Consider the following 20,347-nt stretch of genomic DNA (forward strand, 5'->3'; position numbering starts at 1 on the left):
GGTTTGTCGACACGCTAAACAGCCCTTTAAGGAAAGGGCTGTGAGCAATCAGCTGTGAAGAAGCTTTTTTTCCGCCTGTTGATTCTGAATCAAAGCAAACAATTCATCCTGTTCTTGAACAACGGTGAATCCATAAGCGCCGGCAACTGAGTCATCACCTATACAGACGATGGGAGGCCGGTTCGCTGATGGTTCCGGTGAAATGCCGATTTGTTCGCCTGTGCTGATCAATTGCTGAACGGACGGTTTGCTCGGACAGATGATCATGTGCAGCGGAGATTCATTGACGGTTCGCTGAATCATGTGGGTGAACCGGTCATCTATGACGTTTTCATGGGTGATATAAAACGAACAGGACTCATGCTTCTGCATGTTTTCCACTGAATGACGGCTCCCGACCACAAGACGTTTTTCTGAATCTGGCTGAACGAACGAGACGAGAAAACCCCGTTTCTCAAGCTCCGTCTCTGCATGTTCAGATGCCGCACTTAGTCGGGCTGTCAGCTGGCGGATGTCGATTTTCTTGGATGCCAGCGCTTGGAAAAATGCACAAACCGCATGGCGCGATGTGAAAAAAATGTCTTCAAAGGTGCCGATTTTTCGAAGAATCTCTTCATTGACAGGCATGTTCTCAATCCGCCATTTCGGCCATTCGATGACATCGGCACCGGAAGCACGCAGCTTGTCTGCAAGCGGGTCTTCATCTTCGCCATGAGTGACCACCATCATATGCTGTCCGATGAGCGGTTTGCTTTCAAACCAGCTGTGTGTTTGAAAATTGACGATATCCCCGATGACGATAATCGCAGGGTTTGTAATCTGGTGTTCCTGTACTTTTTGCTGAATGTTCTCAAGCGATCCTTTCACGCTCCGCTGGCGGCCCCATGTTCCCCATTGGACCACAATGACAGGGACAGAAGGCGATTTTCCGTATGCGATGAGCTGCTGGCAAATATAAGATAAATTCTTGATGCCCATGTAAAAGACAAGGGTTTGAACGCTTCGGGCAAGCCCCTCCCAGTCCAGATTCGGGGTTCCTTTTAATGATTTGTCATGCGCGGTAATCATGGCAAAAGACGATGCGAAATCCCGATGCGTGACGGGGATGCCGGCATATAACGGCGCTGCAATTCCGGAGGTGATGCCCGGCACCATTTCATAGCGGATGCCATGCTCATGGAGAGCATCTGCTTCCTCGCCTACTCTGCCGAATACACTCGGATCTCCGCCTTTCAAACGGACGACGGTTAATCCCTTTGATGCTTCTTCAACCAGCAGGGCATTAATGTCTCTTTGTTTCATAAAATGGCGGTCTGGCAGTTTTCCGCAATAAATAAATTGGCAGTCTGATGATGCGAATTCGAGCAGCTTCGGGTTGGCGAGCCGGTCATATAAAATGACATCCGCTTCCTTCAGCGCCTGCTTCCCTTTAATGGTGAGCAGCCCGGGATCGCCGGGGCCCGCTCCCACGAAATATACGATTCCGTTCTTCATGATCATGTCATCCTTCCGTCACTGTGAAAAATGAAGGGTCACTTGAAAAGTGATCCAAAGCGTGTCAACAAGCTCTTGCATTCGTTATCAGGCTCGCGCATTGGCGCTCGCTCAAAAAGGCGAGCGGCTACAAGCGTCCTGCACGAGCGCCGCTGTCACCGAATGATGCGGAAGTCTGCGCCCATGCTCGGCCGTCCTGAACTCAAGGGTTTTCAACACTGAAAAGAGGACAACATCCTAAAACCTTAACCCGCTTTAGGATGTTGTCAACAATCTGGGAATCACTTGAAAAGCGATTCGGTGGTTTGGTTAATATAAAAGATAAACATGTTCTCCTTCGACCAGCGTTTCGTATGTTTTGACACATCCGTGATCTGGTTCTTGGACGATTCCATCTTCTAAAGAGATTTTCCAGTCGTGCATCGGGCAGAAAACATATTCGCCGCTGACGATGCCTTCCGCCAGGACGCCGCCCTTGTGCGGACAGCGATTTTCGATGGCCCGGATGCTTCCGTTTGAAAGCTTAAAAACCGCGAGCTCCTTATCTTCAATATACACTGTTTTGCCTAATTGTTCAGGTAATTCTTCAATTTTACTGATCCATACTTTTGTTACGCCTTTGTTTACCATGTCCATTCCTCCTTCATGTTTGTTTTTTGTCATTATGATGTGGTCACGACGTTTTGAAATAATTCATTAGAACTTTGTTTGTTTTCCAAAAAGCCCTTCCATGGATCCTTGTGGACAGAGAGTGTTTCGTTCATTCGGCCGTTTAGCTCCTGCCGTTTTTCCGGATCGTTTAATACGGATTGGACATGGGATAAACCGACGCGCTCAAGCCATGCGGAAGTACGCTCCAGATAGTTTGCGGTTTCCCGGTAATATTGCAGGTAGGCGCCTGCGTATTCTAAGACTTCTTCATTTGTTTTCACCTTCATCAGCAAATCACCGGCGCGTAAATGGGTTCCGCCGTTTCCTCCGACGTAAAGCTCCCAGCCTCCGTCGATGCCGACAACGCCAAGGTCCTTAATGCCGGACTCTGCACAGTTTCGCGGGCAGGCAGATACGGCCATTTTCACTTTGTGTGGCGTGTTGAGTCCTTCAAATTTTTTCTCAAGGTCGATGCCTAATGCCATGGAGTCTTGCGTGCCGAAGCGGCAGAATTGCTGGCCTACACATGTTTTTACTGTGCGCAGTGTCTTTCCGTACGCGTAGCCTGACGGCATATCAAGATCTTCCCATACCTTCGGAAGGTCTTCTTTTTTCACGCCGATGAGATCAATCCGCTGGCCGCCGGTCATTTTCACGAGCGGGATCTCATACTTATCGACGACATCGGCGATCTTGCGCAAATCTGTGGAGTTGGTCACGCCGCCGTACATCCGAGGCACGACTGAATATGTTCCGTCTTTTTGAATATTGGCGTGCATTCGTTCGTTCACAAAGCGGGAAGTCCGATCATCCTCGTATTTGGTTGGATTGATCATGCCTAGGTAATAGTTCAGGGCCGGCCGGCATTTGGAACAGCCTTCTGGCGTTTTCCAGCCGAGTACGTTCATGATTTCTCTTGTATGTGACAGCCCTTTGGCCTTGATTTGTTCTACGACTTCATCTCTTGACAATGTGGTGCAGCTGCAAATCGCTTCTTTTTGCGCTGACGCATCAAAGTCTGATCCGAGCGTATGTTGGAGGATTTCTTCTACGAGCGGCTTACAGCCTCCGCATGAACGGGATGCACCGGTGCATGCTTTGATCTCGTCCGTTGACGAGCAGCCCTTTTCCTGTATGGCTAGAATGATGTCACCTTTTGACACGCCGTTACAGCCGCAGATGATTTCATCATCGCTCATCGCTGCGGTAATGCTTGTGCCGGCTTCTTGGTTGAGAGGCTGTAAGATTGAGATTTTAGAGGTTTCAGTGATATCGGCTTCTTTTTGAATCATAGAAAACAGGCGGTTGCCCTCGCTGCTGTCGCCGAATAAAACAGCACCGACAATTTGATTGCCTCTCAAGACGATTTTTTTATAGATGCCATCCTGTTCATCGAAGACTTTAATCGCTTTTTTCTCCTCTGATTCATCAAAGTCACCGGCGGAGAAAACCTCGACGCCTGATACCTTTAACTGAGTAGAGAGGACGGAACCTTCATACGGTTTTGTTTCGATGCCGCATATATGCTTCGCCAGCACTTTTGCCTGTTCATAAAGCGGCGCCACGAGCCCGTAAGCGATTCCCCGGTGCTCAGCGCATTCGCCGACCGCATAAATATGGGGGATTTCAGTTTCCATATAATCGTTGACAATGATTCCGCGGTTCACCGGAATGCCGCTTTCCGCGCCAAGCTGTGTATTCGGGCGGATGCCGACAGCCATGACGACTAAATCCGCTTCAATGCTTGTGCCGTCTTTGAAGCGGAGGCCTTCGACACGGCCATCACCGATAATTTCTTCGGTTTGTTTTTCAAGTAAAAATGTCATTCCTTGTTTTTCTAATTCGTTTTGCAGCAGGCGCCCCGCCGTTGCATCAAGCTGCCGTTCCATCAGAAATGGGGCAAGGTGGATGACAGAGACCTCCATGCCGAGATTCAAGAGCCCGCGTGCGGCTTCCAAACCAAGCAGGCCTCCGCCGATGACGGCTGCTTTTTTATATTGTTTTGACGCGGCGAGCATCGTGTCTGTATCTTTTATGTCCCGGAAAGCTGTGACGCCTTTTTTGTCTGCGCCCGGAATCGGAAGGATAAAAGGGACAGATCCGGTTGCCAGGATCAATTCGTCATAAGGCTGGATTCTGTCTGCATCTGTGATGATTGTTTTGTTTTCCGTGTCCACTTTGATGACTGTTTCATTTGTATACAATTGAATATGGTTTTCTTCGTACCAGTCCCAATCGTTTAACGTAATATCTTTAATGTCTGTATCGCCTTGAAGCACTTTTGACAACAGGATTCGGTTATAGTTGGGATGCGGTTCGGCACCGAAAATTGTGATCTGAAACTCGTCTTTTGCAACACTCAGTATCTCTTCAATGGCCCTTACCCCGGCCATTCCGTTTCCAACAAGAACTAGCTGTTTTTTTCCCATCAGATGATCCGCTCCTTATCAATGTTTTTTCCAGCGTAGCACAGCAAAAAGAAATATTTAAGATGCATGTTATAAAATGTAACAAAATATACGAAAAGTTCTAAAAATTTTATGAAAAATTTAAATAGGCCTGATTCGGACGGCGCACACCTTAAAACCGGGCATTTTGCAGACTGGATCTAAGGTCTCGCCGATTAAATCATTCACATTTTGAGCATCTGCCCAATGGATGGGAACAAAAACGGTGTCTTTTCTGATTTGATCTGATAATTTGCTGCGGACGGTGATGCTCCCCCGCGGCGATTCTATTTTTACGAGCACACGGTCTTCAATTTGAAAGGACGCTGCTGTTTGCGGATGGATTTCCATAAATGATTCAAAATGTCTCGCGGCAAGGGCGGCGCTTTTTCTCGTTTGGACGCCTGTTAAGTAGTGAGCCATGACTCGGCCTGTCGTTAAATAAAGCGGGTAATCGGCTGTCGGCTTCTCTTTTGGAACTGCCGGGTCGTTTGGAATGACACTTAGTGCCGCTTTTTGATCCGGATGTGCGAATGAGTCCGCAAACAAGCGCCCGGTTCCGGGGTGATCAGCTTCCGGACACGGCCAATGAATGCCGCCTTCACGTCTGAGCCTGTCGTATGTGATGCCCGAATAATCGGCAATCCCGCCCCGGCTCGCTTCTCTCAACTCATGAAAAATTTCCTCAGCTGACGCGTAAGAAAAATAACGGCCTTTCCCGAGCGCGGATGCGATCTCGCAAATGATCTGCCAATCATGCTTTGCCTCACCGGGACATGGGCGGGTTGCTTCTCTTAATGTCACGCGGCCTTCGACATTTGTCATGGTGCCCTCATCTTCTAAATAAGAGGAGGCGGGCAAAATCACATCTGCGTATGTCGCCGTCTCAGACATAAACATATCGATTGCGACAAAGAATGTCAGTTTTCTCAGCGCTTTTTTCACGAGATTGGCATTTGGGCTGGAGACAGCAGGGTTGGAGCACATGAGGAACAGCCCTTTGATATCGCCGCCGTTGATTTTTTCCATCATTTCATAGGCTGAGACTCCTTTTCGCGGGAGTTCATCCTGATGGATTCCCCACACTCTCGCAATATGCGCCCGGTGTTCTTCATTTTCGATAGAACGGTAGCCCGGGAGCTGATCGGCTTTTTGGCCATGCTCTCTGGCGCCTTGCCCGTTGCCTTGTCCGGTGATCGCCCCATAGCCCGAGTAAGGTTTGCCGATTTTTCCTGTGATGAGCACCATGTTTAAGAAGCCTTTTACAGCCGCCGTTCCATCGGTTTGCTGTTCGATCCCGCGCGCTGTAAACAGCATGCCGGACGTTTCCTTGGCAAACTTTACAGCGGCTTTTCGCAGGTGCGCCAGCGGGAGACTTGTTTGATCAGCGATATCATTCAGGCTCAACGTGTCAGTATGCTGTTTTAGCTCTTTGAATCCATTTGTTCGTGATCGAATGAAGTCAGTGTTTACGAGCTGTTCGTCGATGATGATTTTGACGAGACCGTTGGCAAGGGCGGCGTCTGTGCCGGGTTTGATTTTCAGATGAAGATCGGCGATTTTCGTTGTCGCTGTCTCGCGGGGATCAATGGCAATGATGTAAGCGCCGTTTTCTTTCGCTTTTTCAAAATACGGCATCATCGTAGGCTGGCATTCCGCAATATTGGTGCCGGCCAAAATGATCACACGGGTGTGGGGGATGTCTGCTAAGGGATTCGTTAAACCTCTGTCCGCACCGAATGTTTGATTGGCTGCGGTTGCAGCGGCGGACATACAAAATCTCCCATTGTAGTCGATGTATTTTGTCTGTAAGCCCACCCGTGCGAACTTCCCTAACAAGTATGCCTCTTCATTCGTAATTGAGGCGCTTCCGTATACCGCCATGGCGTCATGGCCGTGTTCGTGTTGAATCATTGTCACTCGGTCTTTGATGTGATTCAGTGCTTCTTCCCAGGAAACAGGCATAAATTCGCCGTTTTTCTTGAGCAGCGGCCGGGTGACGCGGGAGGCGTTCAGTGCATGCTGGTGGGCGTTCATGCCCTTCATGCATAATCGGCCCTGTGTCGTAGGATGATTAATCCCGATCGCTGTGAACTTTTTTCGTGTGACGATGGTTTGTTCCACGAGCTGCATTTTGCACTGCATGCTGCAAAACGGGCATTGGGTGTCATACGTTTTTTCTGATTGGATGTCTTGCTGTTTATCGCGGAAATATCTAAGCAGTCGTTCAGTCAAAATGCCTCATCCTTTCTTATGTGAGCCTGCCTGTATGGGCGGGTTTTGAATCATCGACAGGTCTGTTTGAAGACTTTCCAGCAGCTGCGTCCTAAGGTCTTCTTCCAATAGCACTTCTCTGATGTGCACAATTCCGAGACGGTCGATCCACTGATGAACGGCTTCTAAGTAATGCGCCGTCTCACGATAATATTGGATCAGCCCTTTGATCATGCCGGCAGTGCTGTCTGTGTTGTCTGTCACGAAAAACAGGGATCCGGAACGGGCGTGAGTTCCCCGGACCCCGCCGATATAAATGTCCCAGCCAGCGTGCGTCCGAATCGCGCCGACATCTTGTATGGCGGCATCGGTACAGTCTGTTTCACATGATAGACTGACAGAAATGGAAGCGGGCATGGAAAGCCCCTCAAGTTGCCTCTCGATTTGAGCTGCCAGCTGCTGAATCGATCGGTTTTGTCCGCATGTACATGCTTTGACACTTTGCAGCGTGCGGCGGTGTTCGTTTGAGCGAGCGGGCATTTTCAGGTGTTTTCTGATGTTCGGGAGATCCGCGGGTTTGATCCCGGAAAGCTTCAATCTTTGGCTGTGAGTGAACGATACGTCTGGGATGCTGTATGCCTCGATGATGTTGGCGATGTCTCTTAACTGCTCCGCGGTTGCGCGTCCGCCGTACATTTGCGGAATCAGGATGCACGTATCTTCGGCCTCTGGTTCAGACTGAACAAAATCGGGCTGCAGCTTTTCCATGTAGTATTGAATCGCCGGAACACATTTGTGGCAGCCGTCTTTTGTTTTCCAGCCAAGCTGGCTCATGACTTCCGCCGGATCGGTGAATGGTCTGCGTTGAAGCTCAGCGATGATGCCGTCTTCTGTTACATCAGTGCAGCCGCAAAACGTAGGTGTGCCGGCGGGCTCTGCATATTCGCTGCTGGCCATGTACCTCAAAAGGTTTTCCACGAGCGGCTTGCATCCTCCGCAGGAGCCGGATGCTTTGGTACAGTGCTTGACTTCCTCGACAGTGGTTAAGCCTTTCGTGTGTACCGTGTCTTCAATCGCGCCTTTCGTCACTGAGTTGCATTGGCAAATCGTTTCACTGGAAGACATAGAATCAAATAACGTGCCGTTTTCCTTCGGTTCGAATAGCTGCTTTTTCACGATCGAGATGTCTCTTTGTTTGAGCAGGCTGTCGAGAAAACGCTGCTTGTCACGCGTGTCTCCGATTAAAATAACGCCGGCCAGTTTCTCATCCTCAAAGAGTGCTTTTTTATAGATGCCTGCTTGTTCATCGCAAATGTTGATGCTCGTCGTGCGTTCATCCTCATGAACCTTTCCGGCTGACCACACATCAATTCCGGCTATTTTTAAAGCCGTGGATGGTGCCGAGGCTTGATATCCCTCACATAGATCGCCGCAAATATGTCTGGCGAGAACTTTTCCCTGCTCATAAAGCGGCGGTACCAAACCGTATATTGTTCCGTTATGCTCGGCACATTCCCCGATGGCATATACATTCGGTTCGCTCGTCTGCATGCAGTCATTCACGATGATCCCGCGGTTGACTGCGATTCCCCCTGATACAGCCAATTCAATATTCGGCCTTACGCCAGCCGCCATTACAACCAAGTCTGCCTTCAGTGAAGAGCCGTCTTTAAAACAAATGCCGTCAGCCCGCGAGGCCCCAGAAATGGATACGGTGTCTTTCTCCAAAAGAAAGGTTAAGCCTTTCCGCTCCAGCTCCGTCTGCAGCAGCCTCGATGCCGTTTGATCGAGCTGTTTTTGCATAATGCCGGCGGCGTGGTGAATGACGCTGACATCCATGCCGAGGTGCTGTAACCCGACTGCGGCTTCCAGTCCTAATAATCCAGCTCCGATTACCGCTGCCTTTAGATTGTATTCTGACATGCTCATCAATGCTTGGCAGTCTTCTATTGTTCGAAATCCATAGACGCCTTTTTTGTCCGCCCCGGGGATGGGGAGAATATATGGGGAGGAGCCTGTTGCCACAATCAATTTGTCATAAAACAGGGTGCGTTTCCGGTCCGTGCTGACCCGCTGCTGATCTGTATCAATGTGAACAACCGTTTCGCCTGTATAAAGGGTAATCCCGTGCTTGTCGTACCAATCCTTACTGTTCAGTGTAATGTCATCGAGTGACGCCTCACCCTGCAAAACAGAGGATAAGAGAATGCGATTATAGTTGGGATGCGGTTCGCTTCCGAAAATGACAATCTCAAACATTTGGCGATTTAGCTTTAAAATTTCTTCAATACAGCGGATGCCAGCCATTCCGTTCCCTGCTAACACCAACCTTTGTTTCTTCATGTGCCAGACCTCCTTTGGCGCAGCAAATAAGTGTTCCTTTCAAAAATTATGTCACAATGCATGGTCAACGCATTAAACGTGTCACAAAAACTGACACAAGTCTTTTCCAGAAAAAGATGGTCATATATCCTTTATTCAGAAAATTTAAAATAATGGAGAGTCAAGAAAGGGGAATCTTATGAAGCTGTCAGAGCTGAAAACTAGCGGCCATCCACTCACTTTGCTCTGTTCTTTTTTATACTTTGATGTGAGTTTTATGATATGGGTGATGCTTGGGGCGCTTGGTGTTTATATTTCTCAGGATTTTGGCTTGTCTCCTGTTGAGAAAGGGCTTGTCGTGGCTGTGCCGATTTTATCAGGATCTGTGTTTCGTATCATTTTAGGTGTGTTCACGGACAGAATCGGGCCGAAAAAAACGGCAATGCTCGGAATGCTGGTGACAATGGTTCCGCTGCTGTGGGGGACATTTGGCGGCCGCTCGCTCCCTGAGCTGTATGCCATCGGGATTCTGCTTGGTGTGGCGGGGGCAAGCTTTGCCGTAGCGCTGCCTATGGCAAGCCGGTGGTATCCCCCTCATTTGCAAGGCTTGGCGATGGGGATTGCCGGCGCGGGGAACAGCGGCACTCTGTTTGCAACGCTGTTTGGCCCGCGTTTTGCAGAGCAGTTCGGCTGGCATATTGTCATGGGAATTGCGCTCATTCCTTTATTGATCGTCTTTGTTTTATTTGTATCCATGGCAAAGGATTCTCCCGCACAGCCGGCGCCGCAGCCGCTCAAAAGTTATCTGCATGTGTTCGGGCAAAAGGAAACATGGTTCTTCTGCCTGCTGTACAGCGTTACATTCGGGGGATTTGTGGGGCTTTCAAGCTTTTTATCTATTTTCTTCGTCGATCAATACCAGCTGTCAAAAATTCACGCGGGAGATTTCGTTACATTATGTGTGGCGGCGGGAAGCTTTTTTCGGCCTGTCGGGGGCTGGATTTCCGATCGTGTCGGCGGGACAAAAGTGCTTTCTGTCTTGTTTGTCATCGTGGCCTTGTGTATGGCTGGAGTCAGCAGCCTGCCGTCTCTCTCAATGGTCATCGTATTGTTGTTTGTCGGAATGATGGGGCTCGGAATGGGGAACGGAGCCGTATTCCAGCTCGTGCCGCAGCGCTTCCGCAAAGAAATCGGCATGGTGACGGGAATTGTCGGTGCGGCCGGCGGGATCGGAGGGTTTTTCCTGCCGAATATCTTAGGATCGTTAAAACAGATGACAGGCACATATGCTATCGGTTTTATCACGTTTTCCTGTATCGCGCTGCTGGCATTTGCACTCGTGCTTGCCGCAGGCTATTACTGGAGGAAAAGCTGGAGCGTAAAAAGCAGCCCGGCGGATGTATAGGTTTTCAAGGACATGCTTCGTGCGTGTCTTTTTTATTTTCTCTTGATTTTCATCGATGAAGCGATCAGAATAAATAGTAATAATTACGATTTAATAATGAGAGGAGTTTTCTGATTGAATCAACACACGCTGCTGCCGGAAAAACCGGAGCGTCTTCAATATTTTGGGTCGGTCAGTCCGCTGAAAGGCGATAAACCTGTAGAAAAAGAAAAAATGACGGATCTGCAAAACATCAGGAAAGATTATTTTTTTGACATTCAGCATGTAGGTGTCGCTAACGTGTCCCATCCGGTCACAATCACTTCTGCCATGGCGCCTGCTAAGCAAACAACGGCCGCAAACTTTACAATGACTTGTGATTTGCGGAGAAATCAAAAGGGAATTAACATGAGCCGGTTAACAGAGCTGCTTCAAGCCTATCATCAAAACGGCTGGATTCTCTCATTTTCCACACTTCAGCAATTTACGAAAGAGCTTGCGGAAAACATGGGCCAGTCCTCCGCATCAGTCGAAGTGCGGTTTCCATGGTTTTTCGAACGAAAAAGCCCGAAGCTTGAGAAAGCGGGCCTGATGCATGCTGACATATGGATGTCTGTCACCTATCGCGAAGATCAGCCGTTTGAACAGCGTGCCGGCATCTCAGCGAAAGTAACGACCCTGTGCCCTTGCTCCAAGGAAATCAGTGAATACAGCGCCCATAATCAGAGGGGAACGGTCAGCATTTGGGCTGACATTCATCCGGCCGCATCGCTGCCAAGTGATGTTAAAGCCGATTTGCTTCATGCAGCGGAATCAAATGCCTCCGCTAGACTGCACCCGGTGTTGAAGCGCCCTGATGAAAAAGCCGTAACAGAAACGGCATATGAAAACCCGAGATTTGTGGAGGATCTCGTCCGGCTGATCGCTGCCGATTTGTATGAGCTTGAATGGGTGACAGCTTTTGAGATTGAATGCCGCAATGAAGAATCGATCCATCTTCACGACGCCTATGCAAAGCTGCGTTTCTCGAAACAGGAGGATCGAATATGAAACTCTTATTATTATTTGTTGCAGTTCTTGTGCCGGCCAGCCTGCTGTCGGCCTGCTCTGGCCATGCGGAAGAACACGCAAATGCCGATACAAAGAAAACGGAAGAACACACAAGCGCTGATAAGAAGAAAACGGCAGATCACGCAACGTCCGACCAAAAGACAGAAGAAACCAGCATTGATTGGACAAAGCCTTCAGGCGGTGAATACCCGAATATCAAGGAGAAGCTTGTCTGGATTGATGTGGATGTGAAAGGCCAGAAGGCTTACATTAAAGAAGGAAGCAAAACCTTATATACAATGATTGTCTCGTCAGGACTGGATCAAACAAAAGATGACGCTACGCCAAAGGGCACCTTTTATATAGAGCCTGAACGGGGAGAATGGTTTTTCTCTGAAGGGTATCAGGAAGGCGCGGAATACTGGGTCTCATGGAAGAACCATGGCGAATTTCTATTTCACAGTGTACCGATGACAAAGGATAAAAAGGTCATCGAAAAAGAAGCAAAAAAACTAGGGATGAAGGCATCTCATGGATGTATCAGACTGGCCATCCCAGATGCGAAATGGATATATGAAAACATCCCTCAACATACAAAAGTTGTGATTGGCTGAATGGAAAAGCAGTTGACAAAAAGGATAAAAGAACATACTATTTAAATCGTAACAATTACGTTTTGTAGAGAGAGGAGATTCTCCTATGTATAAATGGCTGATCATTGGCGGCGGCATCCAAGGCTCAACCTTGGCTGTGCATCTTGTGAAAAGCGGAAGGGCATCGATTGAGGAAATGGCTGTCATTGATCCCCATGAACGGCCTCTTGAATGCTGGAAACGAAACACAAGCCGCATTCAGATGAAATACTTACGCTCTCCTTCGGTTCATCACGTAGACACAGAGCCGTTCAGCCTGCAAACGTATGCGGATAAAAGCCAATGGCCGGAAGTGTTCCTTGGAAGATATAAAAGGCCCTCGCTGTCGCTCTTCAATCAGCACTGTGAGACGGTGCTGGACGAGATACAGATTGATCAAGCATGGAAAAGGGGCATGGTGACAAATCTGAGAAGGGAAGATGGATTGTGGGTAGCGGAGATAGATGGCGCCGGAACACTCACGGGTGAACGAGCGGTTTTAGCCATGAGTTTTTCCCATCAGCCCTTTTGGCCGGAGTGGGCAAAACCATTTCAGTATGACGGCGTTTATCATGTCTTTGACAAAGATGTGCACGGTGTAAGCAATAAAAGGGTGCAAATGGCAGTTGTCGGCGGGGGGATAACGGCGGCTCATTATGCCGTAAAGCTCGCAGATGACGGCCATGATGTAACGATGCTGGCGAGGCACCCGTTTCGGATCTATGACTTCGATAGTGATCCGGGGTGGCTTGGTCCGAAATATATGAAAGCATTCAGCAAAACGTCTGACTACCAACAGAGAAGGCAATGGATTACAAGCGCCAGACACCGCGGCTCATTTCCAAAGGACATGTCAAGAAAGCTTGCTGTCTATAGGGAAGAGGGCAGAATAAAAGTCATTCAGGATGAAATTGAGTCTTGCCAAAAAACAGATGACGGCAAGCTAATGATACACGGAAAAGCCAGCCAATCGCCATATGAATACGAGCGTATCGCACTGGCAACAGGTTTTACTTCAGACATCAGCCGGTTCGATTGGGTACAGAGAGCAGCGCAAGCGGAGCAATTGCCTTATGCAGGCTGCGGTTTTCCGATCGTTGGCAAGGATTTGGAATGGGGAAAAGGATTATATGTGATGGGAGCCTTTGCTGAATTAGAAATCGGGCCGACAGCGAGAAATATTTCCGGAGCGCGAAAAGCTGCTTACACCATTACATATACGGCGAGCATACAAGTTAAATCGTAATGATTCTATTTTGTCAGGGGGACATTCATATGAAAAAAATTCCGGTTACCGTACTGAGCGGTTATCTTGGCGCGGGAAAAACAACATTGCTGAACAGCATTCTGCAAAATCGTGAAGGCTTAAAAATAGCCGTCATCGTCAACGATATGAGCGAGGTGAACATTGACGCGGGATTGGTTAAGCAGGAAGGCGGCCTTTCCAGAACAGATGAAAAGCTTGTGGAAATGTCAAACGGCTGCATTTGCTGCACGCTTCGTGAGGATTTATTAATTGAAGTCGAGAAACTGGTAAAGGAAGGGCGGTTTGATTATATCGTAATCGAATCGACGGGAATCAGCGAACCGATCCCGGTGGCCCAGACTTTTTCTTATATCGACGAAGAGATGGGGATCGATCTTACAAAATTCTGTCAGCTGGATACGATGGTGACAGTGGTTGATGCCAACCGTTTTTGGCATGATTATCAGTCAGGCGATAGCCTTCTGGACCGCAAAGAAGCATTAGGGGAAGAAGATGAAAGAGACATTGCCGACCTCTTGATCGATCAAATCGAGTTTTGCGATGTTCTGATCTTAAATAAATGTGATTTGGTCAGTGAGCAAGAACTCGAACAGCTTGAAAAAGTCCTTCGCAAACTGCAGCGAAGGGCCAAATTCATACGTTCCGTCAAAGGAAATGTTAAACCGCAGGAGATATTGCATACAGGGTTATTTAACTTTGAGGAAGCGAGCGGATCAGCCGGCTGGATTCAAGAGCTGACGGCAGGCCATGCGGAACACACCCCGGAAACAGAAGAATACGGCATTTCTTCATTTGTGTATAAGAGACGTTTGCCGTTTCATTCTACACGGTTTTATCGCTGGATGGATCAAATGCCAAAGAATGTGGTTCGTGCCAAAGGAATCGTCTGGTGCGCCTCGCATAACAATCTCGCTTTGCTGATGTCACAAGCTGGGCCGTCGGTAACGATTGAGCCTGTATCGTATTGGGTGGCGGCACTTCCAAATCTTGAACAGGAGCAAGTCAAACAGCAGGAGCCGGAAATTTTGGAGGACTGGGATCCGGAATTCGGCGACCGGCTGACGCAGCTGGTGTTTATCGGAACCAACTTGGATGAAGAAGCGATCACGAAAGAGCTTGATCAATGCCTGCTGACTGAGTATGAATTTGATTCCGACTGGTCGCTGTTTGAGGACCCGTTCAAGTGGAAGCTGAATCAATAGGAAAAAAGCCGTCTCCTGAGGAGCGGCTTTTTTAATGAAACGTTTGTTTAAACATAATGAGCGTATTTTTTCTCAAGAATATTCTGAAGTGCGGCCGCTGCTGAGCAGATGGCCCAATAAATGAGAGCGGTCAGAATATACATGGTCATGTAATCAAACTCTCTGCCGCCGATGATTTTCGCATGCTGGAGCAATTCCGGCACTGTGATCATCGCAGCGAGAGAGGACGCTTTGATTAAGTCGAGCAATACGTTGGCAAGCGGAGGGAGCGCAATACGGACCGATTGCGGCAAAATGATACCCCTCATTGTCTGCCAATAGGAAAGGCCGAGAGAGGATGCGGCTTCCCACTGTCCTTTTTCAACGGATGAAATCGCTGAACGGTTAATTTCCGCAATGTAGGCTGCGCTGTTCAGGCTAAAGCCGATTAGAGCGGCAGTGACTGCGGAAAATTCAATGCCGATATAAGGAAATCCGAAATAAAGGATAAATAAGATCACTAAAATCGGAACGCCCCGCATAAAGGAAATATAGAGCTTCGCCGGCCATCTTAACAAGGCGAGTGTAGACATTCTGGCAAGTGATATGAATAGGCCGAGCACCGTTCCCGCAAACATGCTCACAAATGAGATGAGCAGTGTATATCCAATCCCTTGTATGACATAAGGAAACGAGTCAATCGCCAGCTTTGTGTTGAAAATATATTCCCACTGAATGCTATTGATCATGGCGTCCGATTACAAATCAACGTCCTGAACGTCGACTTCCAGTTTCTTTGATACATCTGCTTTATTGAAAAATTGTTTCGAGAGCTTAGCCAAAGTGCCATCCTTGCTCATCTCTTTCAATGTTTCGTTCATCTTTTTCTGAAGTGCCGCATTGCTTTTTTTCATGACAAGCGCCTGTTTGTTCGGCATATACTTAATGTCAGGATGGATCGTAATATTGAGATCCGGGAATGCTGCGAGCGCAAGTGTCTGCAGGTAATAGTCATTTAAAATGACATCAGTGCGTCCGTTGGCGACATCTTTTAAATACTGCTCATTGGTCGCATTATCATAAATGACTTCTTTGGCGCCGTATTTTCTCGCTACATCCATGTAGACTGTCGTAGCTGCGCCAGCCGCTTTCTTCCCTTTTAAATCTTTAAGCGTTTTAATTCCTGATAAATCGTCTTTTCGGACAATTGCTGTGCCGTATGAGTATTTATATGGAGTGGAAAACGCGAATTTCTTCTCGCGGTCCTTTGTCACATCGATGTCATTTGCGGCTGCGTCAACCTGGCCGCTGTTCACCGCTGTCAGCATCCCGTCAATTCCCATCTCCTTGAACTCAACCTTTAGCCCCAGGCGTTTTGCCGCTTCACGAACGACTTCAACCTCATAGCCCGTCAGCTTATCGGAACCAGAATCGGTATCGTGGTAAGAAGTGGGATAAAGCGTGCCCGATGTAGCGACAACGATTTTTCCTTTGTCTTTGATCTGATCCCAGCCTGTATCCTTGGAATCGGCTTCATTTTTGCCGGAACAGGCTGCCAATATGAGAAAGAAAGCCATTGTGAAACTGAATATAACGGCTTTTGATTGCATGAATGATTTCACCTTTGTTTCCCCCAATCTGTTAATCAACTAAAAAGATAGCATTGAACATAAGGGGTTGCAATATGTTGAGCTCGTTTTCAAAAAGTTAGAATTGTGTAGACAAATGCGTGTGCACGTTTAAAAGCTGCTATGAAGGGAAGGAGTGATAAAAAAGGAGTTGTCCATGGATGAAAGCATTGACATACCAAGGAAAAGAGCATGTTGAAGTGAAGGATGCAGCTGATCCAGGGATTCAACACGATAAGGATGCCATAATCCGTATTACCGCAACAGGCATTTGCGGCTCCGATCTTCACCTGTATAAAAACGGGATTCCGGCCGCTCCGGATTATATCATCGGTCATGAACCAATGGGAATCGTTGAAGAAGTCGGAAATGAAGTCAAAACGCTAAAAAAGGGTGACCGTGTCGTTATTCCATTTAACATCGGCTGCGGCGAATGCTTCTACTGCAAGCATCAGATGGAGAGCCAATGTGATGAATCAAATCCAAACCCGCATACCGATGCCGGCGGCTTATTCGGTTTCTCCGAATTCAACGGAAATTTTCCGGGTGGACAGGCTGAATACCTTCGTGTCCCTTACGCTGACTTTTCTTCCTTTAAGGTGCCGGCAGACAGCGACCTTGAGGATGAACAAGTATTACTTCTATCGGATGTCATGCCGACAGCTTTTTGGAGCGTGGAGCACAGCGGTGTGAAAAAAGGTGATACCGTCCTGATTCTCGGATCGGGGCCAATTGGCTTGATGGCGCAAAAATTTGCTTGGATGAAAGGGGCAAAACGTGTCATCTCCGTTGACCAAGTCCCGCATCGGCTTGAACACGCTAAACGGACAAACGGGGCGGAAACGTTTAATTTTTCGGAACACGATGAGATCGGACAGCTTCTTTATCATGAAACAAACGGCGGAGCAGATGTTGTCATTGATTGTGTGGGAATGGACGGAACGCCGCTTTCTCAAGAAAATACGTCTGAAAAGCCGAATCAATTCGGTACGATCAGTCCGATCCTCACCGCTTCTGAAGCCGTCAGAAAGTTTGGCACAGTCCAGCTGACAGGAGCATATATCTCTCAAGCGGACGGTTTTCCGCTCGGAGATTTCTTTACCCGAAATGTATCAATCAAAATGGGCCAGGCGCCCGTCATTCACCTGATGCCAATGCTATATGAAATGGTGAAGCAGAAAGAAATCGATCCAACCGACATTATTACGCATAAATTAAGTCTTGCTGATGCCCCTAAGGCATATGATATATTCGATAAGAAAGAAGATGGAAACATCAAAGCGATATTGAAACCATAATGGGGGAGTCAAATGAATATTTACAAACCAGCCGGATTCTGGATCAGACTGGGAGCTTCATTGTTGGATTATATTATAGTCTCTGTTCCTCTATTGCTGATCTATTGGCTGATTACAGGAAACGACCCGAACGACAGCATGTTCATTAGCTTGATTGTTCTGCTGTATTCTATTTTGCTGCCGGTGTTTTGGAACGGCTACGTTATCGGAAAAAGAATCTGCGGTATCAGAATCGTAAAAAAAGACGGATCACAGGTCAGCCTGTTAACGATGTTTTTGCGGGTTATTGTTGCCGGCCTGGTTTACACATTAACATTCGGCCTAGGCTTAATCGCCAGCCTGATTATGATCGCCGTGCGGGAAGACAAACGGACACTGCATGATGTAATTGCAGGAACGTATGTCACTTACGCGTCTCCGGGTGAAGCAGAACTTTATACTGACGAACAGATCAGAAAGAGCGAATAATGGTTCGCTCTTTTTATTTTGCATGCATAAAAAATGAAATACAGCAAAACATATGGAAAAATGCAAAGGAGGAATAAATTGGATGAAACGAATGAAAATAAATATCATCATTTTGTTCTTAGCCGCAGCTGTCGGTTCTCTGACAGGCACAGCTGAAGCCTCTGAAAAACAGCAGCAGCCACCCGCAAATGTAACATTGACAGATCAGCAAAAGAAAGAAATTGAACAGCTTGAAGCAGACATACTGAAAAAGCGCAAAGACGTAGTCTCGAAGTATGTGGAATATGGTGTTCTGCCTAAAGAAAGAGGAGAACACATCAAAAACCATATGGACAAACACTTTGAAATGATGAAACAAAATGGCTTTGTTCCAAAGCCTCACCCCCATCCGCATAAATTTGAAAAAAGACATTAAAACGGTAAGCATCCAATGGGAATTGGGTGCTTTTATCATGTGAATAAGCTGCTAGTAACAAATAAGTGAAACTTGAGAAAAAATATCGTATTGTTATTTTATATCGTATAATAAGATATAAAAGGGGTGTGTACGATGGAATTGGATTTCATAACTAAGTTAAATCAGCAGTGGACAGATATTTATTATTTATTACATTACAAACATAAAGACAATATTTCTCACCAGGCAATACGGCTCATGCAGCATATTGAAAAGCGAGGCGAAGCAACAATAGGGGCTTTGGCTGAATACTTGTCTGTCTCTCACAATACAGCGTCAGAGCATACTAAACGTTTAATTCAAAAGGGATTTGCGGCTAAACGGCGAAGTCACCAAGATGAACGAAAGGTTTTCGTTTTCTTAACACAAGAAGGAAGAGCTGTTCTTGAACAGCATACACAGCTAGATAAAGAGAAATTAAAACAAATCATTGAACGAATGAGCACATCAGAAAAGGATTTACTTGAACAGGCCTTTGAACTTTTAAGTAAGGAAGCTAAACAATGGCAGTCCTAAGCAAAGTGATCATCTCTGCGTTGATTATTGGTTTTGTAACTGAAATATCAAAAAGACATCCGACCTATGGAGGAATCATAGCCGCTTTACCCTTGGTCAGTTTATTAAGCCTTTTTTGGATGCGAATGGAGGGTGAAAAAACAGCTCAATTAAGCCAATTTGCATCAGGTGTGCTTAGAGGAATCCCTGCTACAGTTTTTTTGCTTGCTATTTTGGCGTTTTTGCTGAAAATTCATGTGCCATTCTGGTTGGCGGTATGCTTTGGATTACTAGGATGGGCTATGTTTTTATACATACAGAAGATTTTCCTCAATATATTATGTAACTGAAAGGAGATGCTATGTTTTTAAAAAAGGTTACTCTTCTTCGAGATAAGATTTCGGACTTTGGCAGGTTTCCTTTTTCTATCCCGGCTATCAGCCAATTACATGACATTTTATTTACTAGCCAAGTAACTTTTTTTGTAGGAGAAAATGGATCCGGTAAATCTACTTTGCTTGAAGCGATAGCACATAAATGTGAATTCAATACAGCGGGTGGAAGCCGAAATAATGTCTATGAATTACAGGAGTCAGATTCTCACTTAGGCGATTACATACGCTTGTCTTGGCTTCCAAAAGTAACAAATGGCTTCTTTTTAAGAGCTGAATCGTTTTATCATCTTTCTCTTCATCTGGATAAGATGGAATTAGATGCTCCTCAGCCATACCTTTCTTATGGCGGGAGGCCGCTGCACGAGCAATCACATGGAGAATCCTTTATGTCTCTGTTCCGTCATCGTTTTAATGAAAAAGCGATTTATCTTTTAGATGAGCCGGAAGCGGCACTTTCTCCAGCCAAGCAGTTGGCTTTTTTGAGGTTAATACATGATTTGGTGAAGGGTGGAAATGTGCAGATGATCATTGCGACTCACTCCCCGATCCTCCTGGGCTATCCCAATGCAAATATTTTAAGCTTTGATGGTGGAAGGTTACATCATACAGATTATGAGGAAACAGAACATGTTCAATTAACACGATATTTTCTTGGACACAGAGAAAAAATATTGAATGAGCTGTTCCGAGATTGATATCGAGTTGATATAAAACGCGTTTCATAGCCTATGAAAGGTTTATCAAATATTTCTGGAGTGATAACACACTATGATCCGCCAGCATCCATACAAATCCGTATCTTTTTTGGTAGCCGTTCAGCCAGCTTAACAGATATGTCAATCGAGATGAGGAAAATACACATGATTTAAAACGCTTGAAGAAAAAAGTTTTTATTGGTATCAGGATGTAAGTAAGACAAACGGAGAGAGTTTATAAAGAGTCCCTGAGAGTCATGCTCTCAGGG

The 20,347-nt window shown here is 46.8% G+C and carries 18 protein-coding genes and 1 pseudogene; 12 read left to right on the plus strand and 7 right to left on the minus strand.

Features of this window, described 5'->3' with window-relative positions; genetic code table 11:
• Nucleotides 1–48 precede the first annotated feature (48 nt).
• The 5 genes from cobA to nirB all read right to left on the minus strand — a co-directional run bounded on the left by cobA (nucleotide 49) and on the right by nirB (nucleotide 9,149).
• The gene (cobA, locus tag M1D98_RS01860) at nucleotides 49–1,500 is read right to left on the minus strand and encodes a uroporphyrinogen-III C-methyltransferase (protein ID WP_121641851.1); all 1,452 of its coding nucleotides are present in this window, start codon (nucleotides 1,498–1,500) and stop codon (nucleotides 49–51) included.
• Between the two features lie 303 nt (nucleotides 1,501–1,803).
• On the minus strand, nucleotides 1,804–2,124 hold the full coding sequence (gene nirD, locus M1D98_RS01865; protein ID WP_039075896.1) for a nitrite reductase small subunit NirD: 321 nt from the start codon (nucleotides 2,122–2,124) through the stop codon (nucleotides 1,804–1,806).
• 32 nt (nucleotides 2,125–2,156) lie between these two features.
• The gene (gene nasD / locus M1D98_RS01870) at nucleotides 2,157–4,574 is read right to left on the minus strand and encodes an NADPH-nitrite reductase (RefSeq protein ID WP_010331341.1); all 2,418 of its coding nucleotides are present in this window, start codon (nucleotides 4,572–4,574) and stop codon (nucleotides 2,157–2,159) included.
• Between the two features lie 120 nt (nucleotides 4,575–4,694).
• Nucleotides 4,695–6,827: an assimilatory nitrate reductase catalytic subunit NasC gene (nasC, locus tag M1D98_RS01875; RefSeq protein ID WP_456279942.1), complete on the minus strand. Its 2,133-nt coding sequence runs from the start codon at nucleotides 6,825–6,827 to the stop codon at nucleotides 4,695–4,697.
• 6 nt (nucleotides 6,828–6,833) lie between these two features.
• A complete protein-coding gene (gene nirB / locus M1D98_RS01880) occupies nucleotides 6,834–9,149 on the minus strand; it encodes a nitrite reductase large subunit NirB (protein WP_456279943.1) in 2,316 nt (771 codons plus the stop codon).
• Between the two features lie 178 nt (nucleotides 9,150–9,327).
• Between nirB and M1D98_RS01885 the strand changes: the two genes are divergently transcribed.
• The 5 genes from M1D98_RS01885 to zinU all read left to right on the plus strand — a co-directional run bounded on the left by M1D98_RS01885 (nucleotide 9,328) and on the right by zinU (nucleotide 14,663).
• A complete protein-coding gene (locus tag M1D98_RS01885) occupies nucleotides 9,328–10,533 on the plus strand; it encodes an MFS transporter (protein WP_435576943.1) in 1,206 nt (401 codons plus the stop codon).
• 114 nt (nucleotides 10,534–10,647) lie between these two features.
• Nucleotides 10,648–11,562 carry a GTP cyclohydrolase FolE2 gene (gene folE2 / locus M1D98_RS01890; protein WP_435576944.1) on the plus strand — a complete coding sequence of 305 codons (915 nt, stop codon included), beginning with the start codon at nucleotides 10,648–10,650 and terminating at the stop codon, nucleotides 11,560–11,562.
• A complete protein-coding gene (locus M1D98_RS01895; protein WP_435576945.1) occupies nucleotides 11,559–12,176 on the plus strand; it encodes a L,D-transpeptidase family protein in 618 nt (205 codons plus the stop codon). The genes folE2 and M1D98_RS01895 overlap by 4 nt, the downstream gene beginning before the upstream one ends.
• A gap of 85 nt (nucleotides 12,177–12,261) precedes the next feature.
• Complete coding sequence (locus M1D98_RS01900; RefSeq protein ID WP_456279944.1) at nucleotides 12,262–13,440, plus strand: FAD/NAD(P)-binding protein; 1,179 nt, start codon at nucleotides 12,262–12,264, stop codon at nucleotides 13,438–13,440.
• 29 nt (nucleotides 13,441–13,469) lie between these two features.
• The gene (gene zinU, locus M1D98_RS01905; protein WP_456279945.1) at nucleotides 13,470–14,663 is read left to right on the plus strand and encodes a zinc metallochaperone ZinU; all 1,194 of its coding nucleotides are present in this window, start codon (nucleotides 13,470–13,472) and stop codon (nucleotides 14,661–14,663) included.
• A gap of 47 nt (nucleotides 14,664–14,710) precedes the next feature.
• Here the strand turns inward: zinU and M1D98_RS01910 are convergent, their stop codons facing one another.
• Together M1D98_RS01910 and M1D98_RS01915 are read right to left on the minus strand one after the other, a co-directional pair.
• On the minus strand, nucleotides 14,711–15,391 hold the full coding sequence (locus M1D98_RS01910; protein ID WP_010330764.1) for an amino acid ABC transporter permease: 681 nt from the start codon (nucleotides 15,389–15,391) through the stop codon (nucleotides 14,711–14,713).
• A 9-nt stretch (nucleotides 15,392–15,400) separates the two neighbouring features.
• Entirely contained in the window at nucleotides 15,401–16,264 is an 864-nt protein-coding gene (locus M1D98_RS01915) for a transporter substrate-binding domain-containing protein (RefSeq protein WP_010330765.1), read from the minus strand.
• 167 nt (nucleotides 16,265–16,431) lie between these two features.
• Between M1D98_RS01915 and M1D98_RS01920 the strand changes: the two genes are divergently transcribed.
• The 7 genes and pseudogenes from M1D98_RS01920 to M1D98_RS01950 all read left to right on the plus strand — a co-directional run.
• Nucleotides 16,432–17,568 (plus strand): zinc-dependent alcohol dehydrogenase, encoded by a 1,137-nt coding sequence (locus tag M1D98_RS01920; RefSeq protein ID WP_121641860.1) that lies wholly within the window; start codon nucleotides 16,432–16,434, stop codon nucleotides 17,566–17,568.
• Between the two features lie 12 nt (nucleotides 17,569–17,580).
• The gene (locus tag M1D98_RS01925; RefSeq protein WP_010330225.1) at nucleotides 17,581–18,036 is read left to right on the plus strand and encodes an RDD family protein; all 456 of its coding nucleotides are present in this window, start codon (nucleotides 17,581–17,583) and stop codon (nucleotides 18,034–18,036) included.
• An 82-nt stretch (nucleotides 18,037–18,118) separates the two neighbouring features.
• The gene (locus M1D98_RS01930; protein ID WP_010330226.1) at nucleotides 18,119–18,451 is read left to right on the plus strand and encodes a YckD family protein; all 333 of its coding nucleotides are present in this window, start codon (nucleotides 18,119–18,121) and stop codon (nucleotides 18,449–18,451) included.
• A 135-nt stretch (nucleotides 18,452–18,586) separates the two neighbouring features.
• The gene (locus M1D98_RS01935) at nucleotides 18,587–19,009 is read left to right on the plus strand and encodes a MarR family winged helix-turn-helix transcriptional regulator (protein ID WP_010330227.1); all 423 of its coding nucleotides are present in this window, start codon (nucleotides 18,587–18,589) and stop codon (nucleotides 19,007–19,009) included.
• Nucleotides 18,997–19,338, plus strand: a complete 342-nt coding sequence (locus tag M1D98_RS01940) for a DUF3147 family protein (protein WP_010330228.1) — start codon at nucleotides 18,997–18,999, stop codon at nucleotides 19,336–19,338. Before M1D98_RS01935 ends, M1D98_RS01940 begins: the two co-directional genes overlap by 13 nt.
• An 11-nt stretch (nucleotides 19,339–19,349) precedes the next feature.
• Nucleotides 19,350–20,078, plus strand: coding sequence for an AAA family ATPase (locus M1D98_RS01945; RefSeq protein ID WP_268538059.1), 729 nt, complete (start codon nucleotides 19,350–19,352; stop codon nucleotides 20,076–20,078).
• 137 nt (nucleotides 20,079–20,215) lie between these two features.
• A pseudogene (locus tag M1D98_RS01950) lies at nucleotides 20,216–20,319 on the plus strand (hypothetical protein); the annotation flags it as partial.
• Between the last annotated feature and the right edge of the window lie 28 nt (nucleotides 20,320–20,347).

It is taken from the genome of Bacillus sp. K7, from assembly GCF_053903245.1.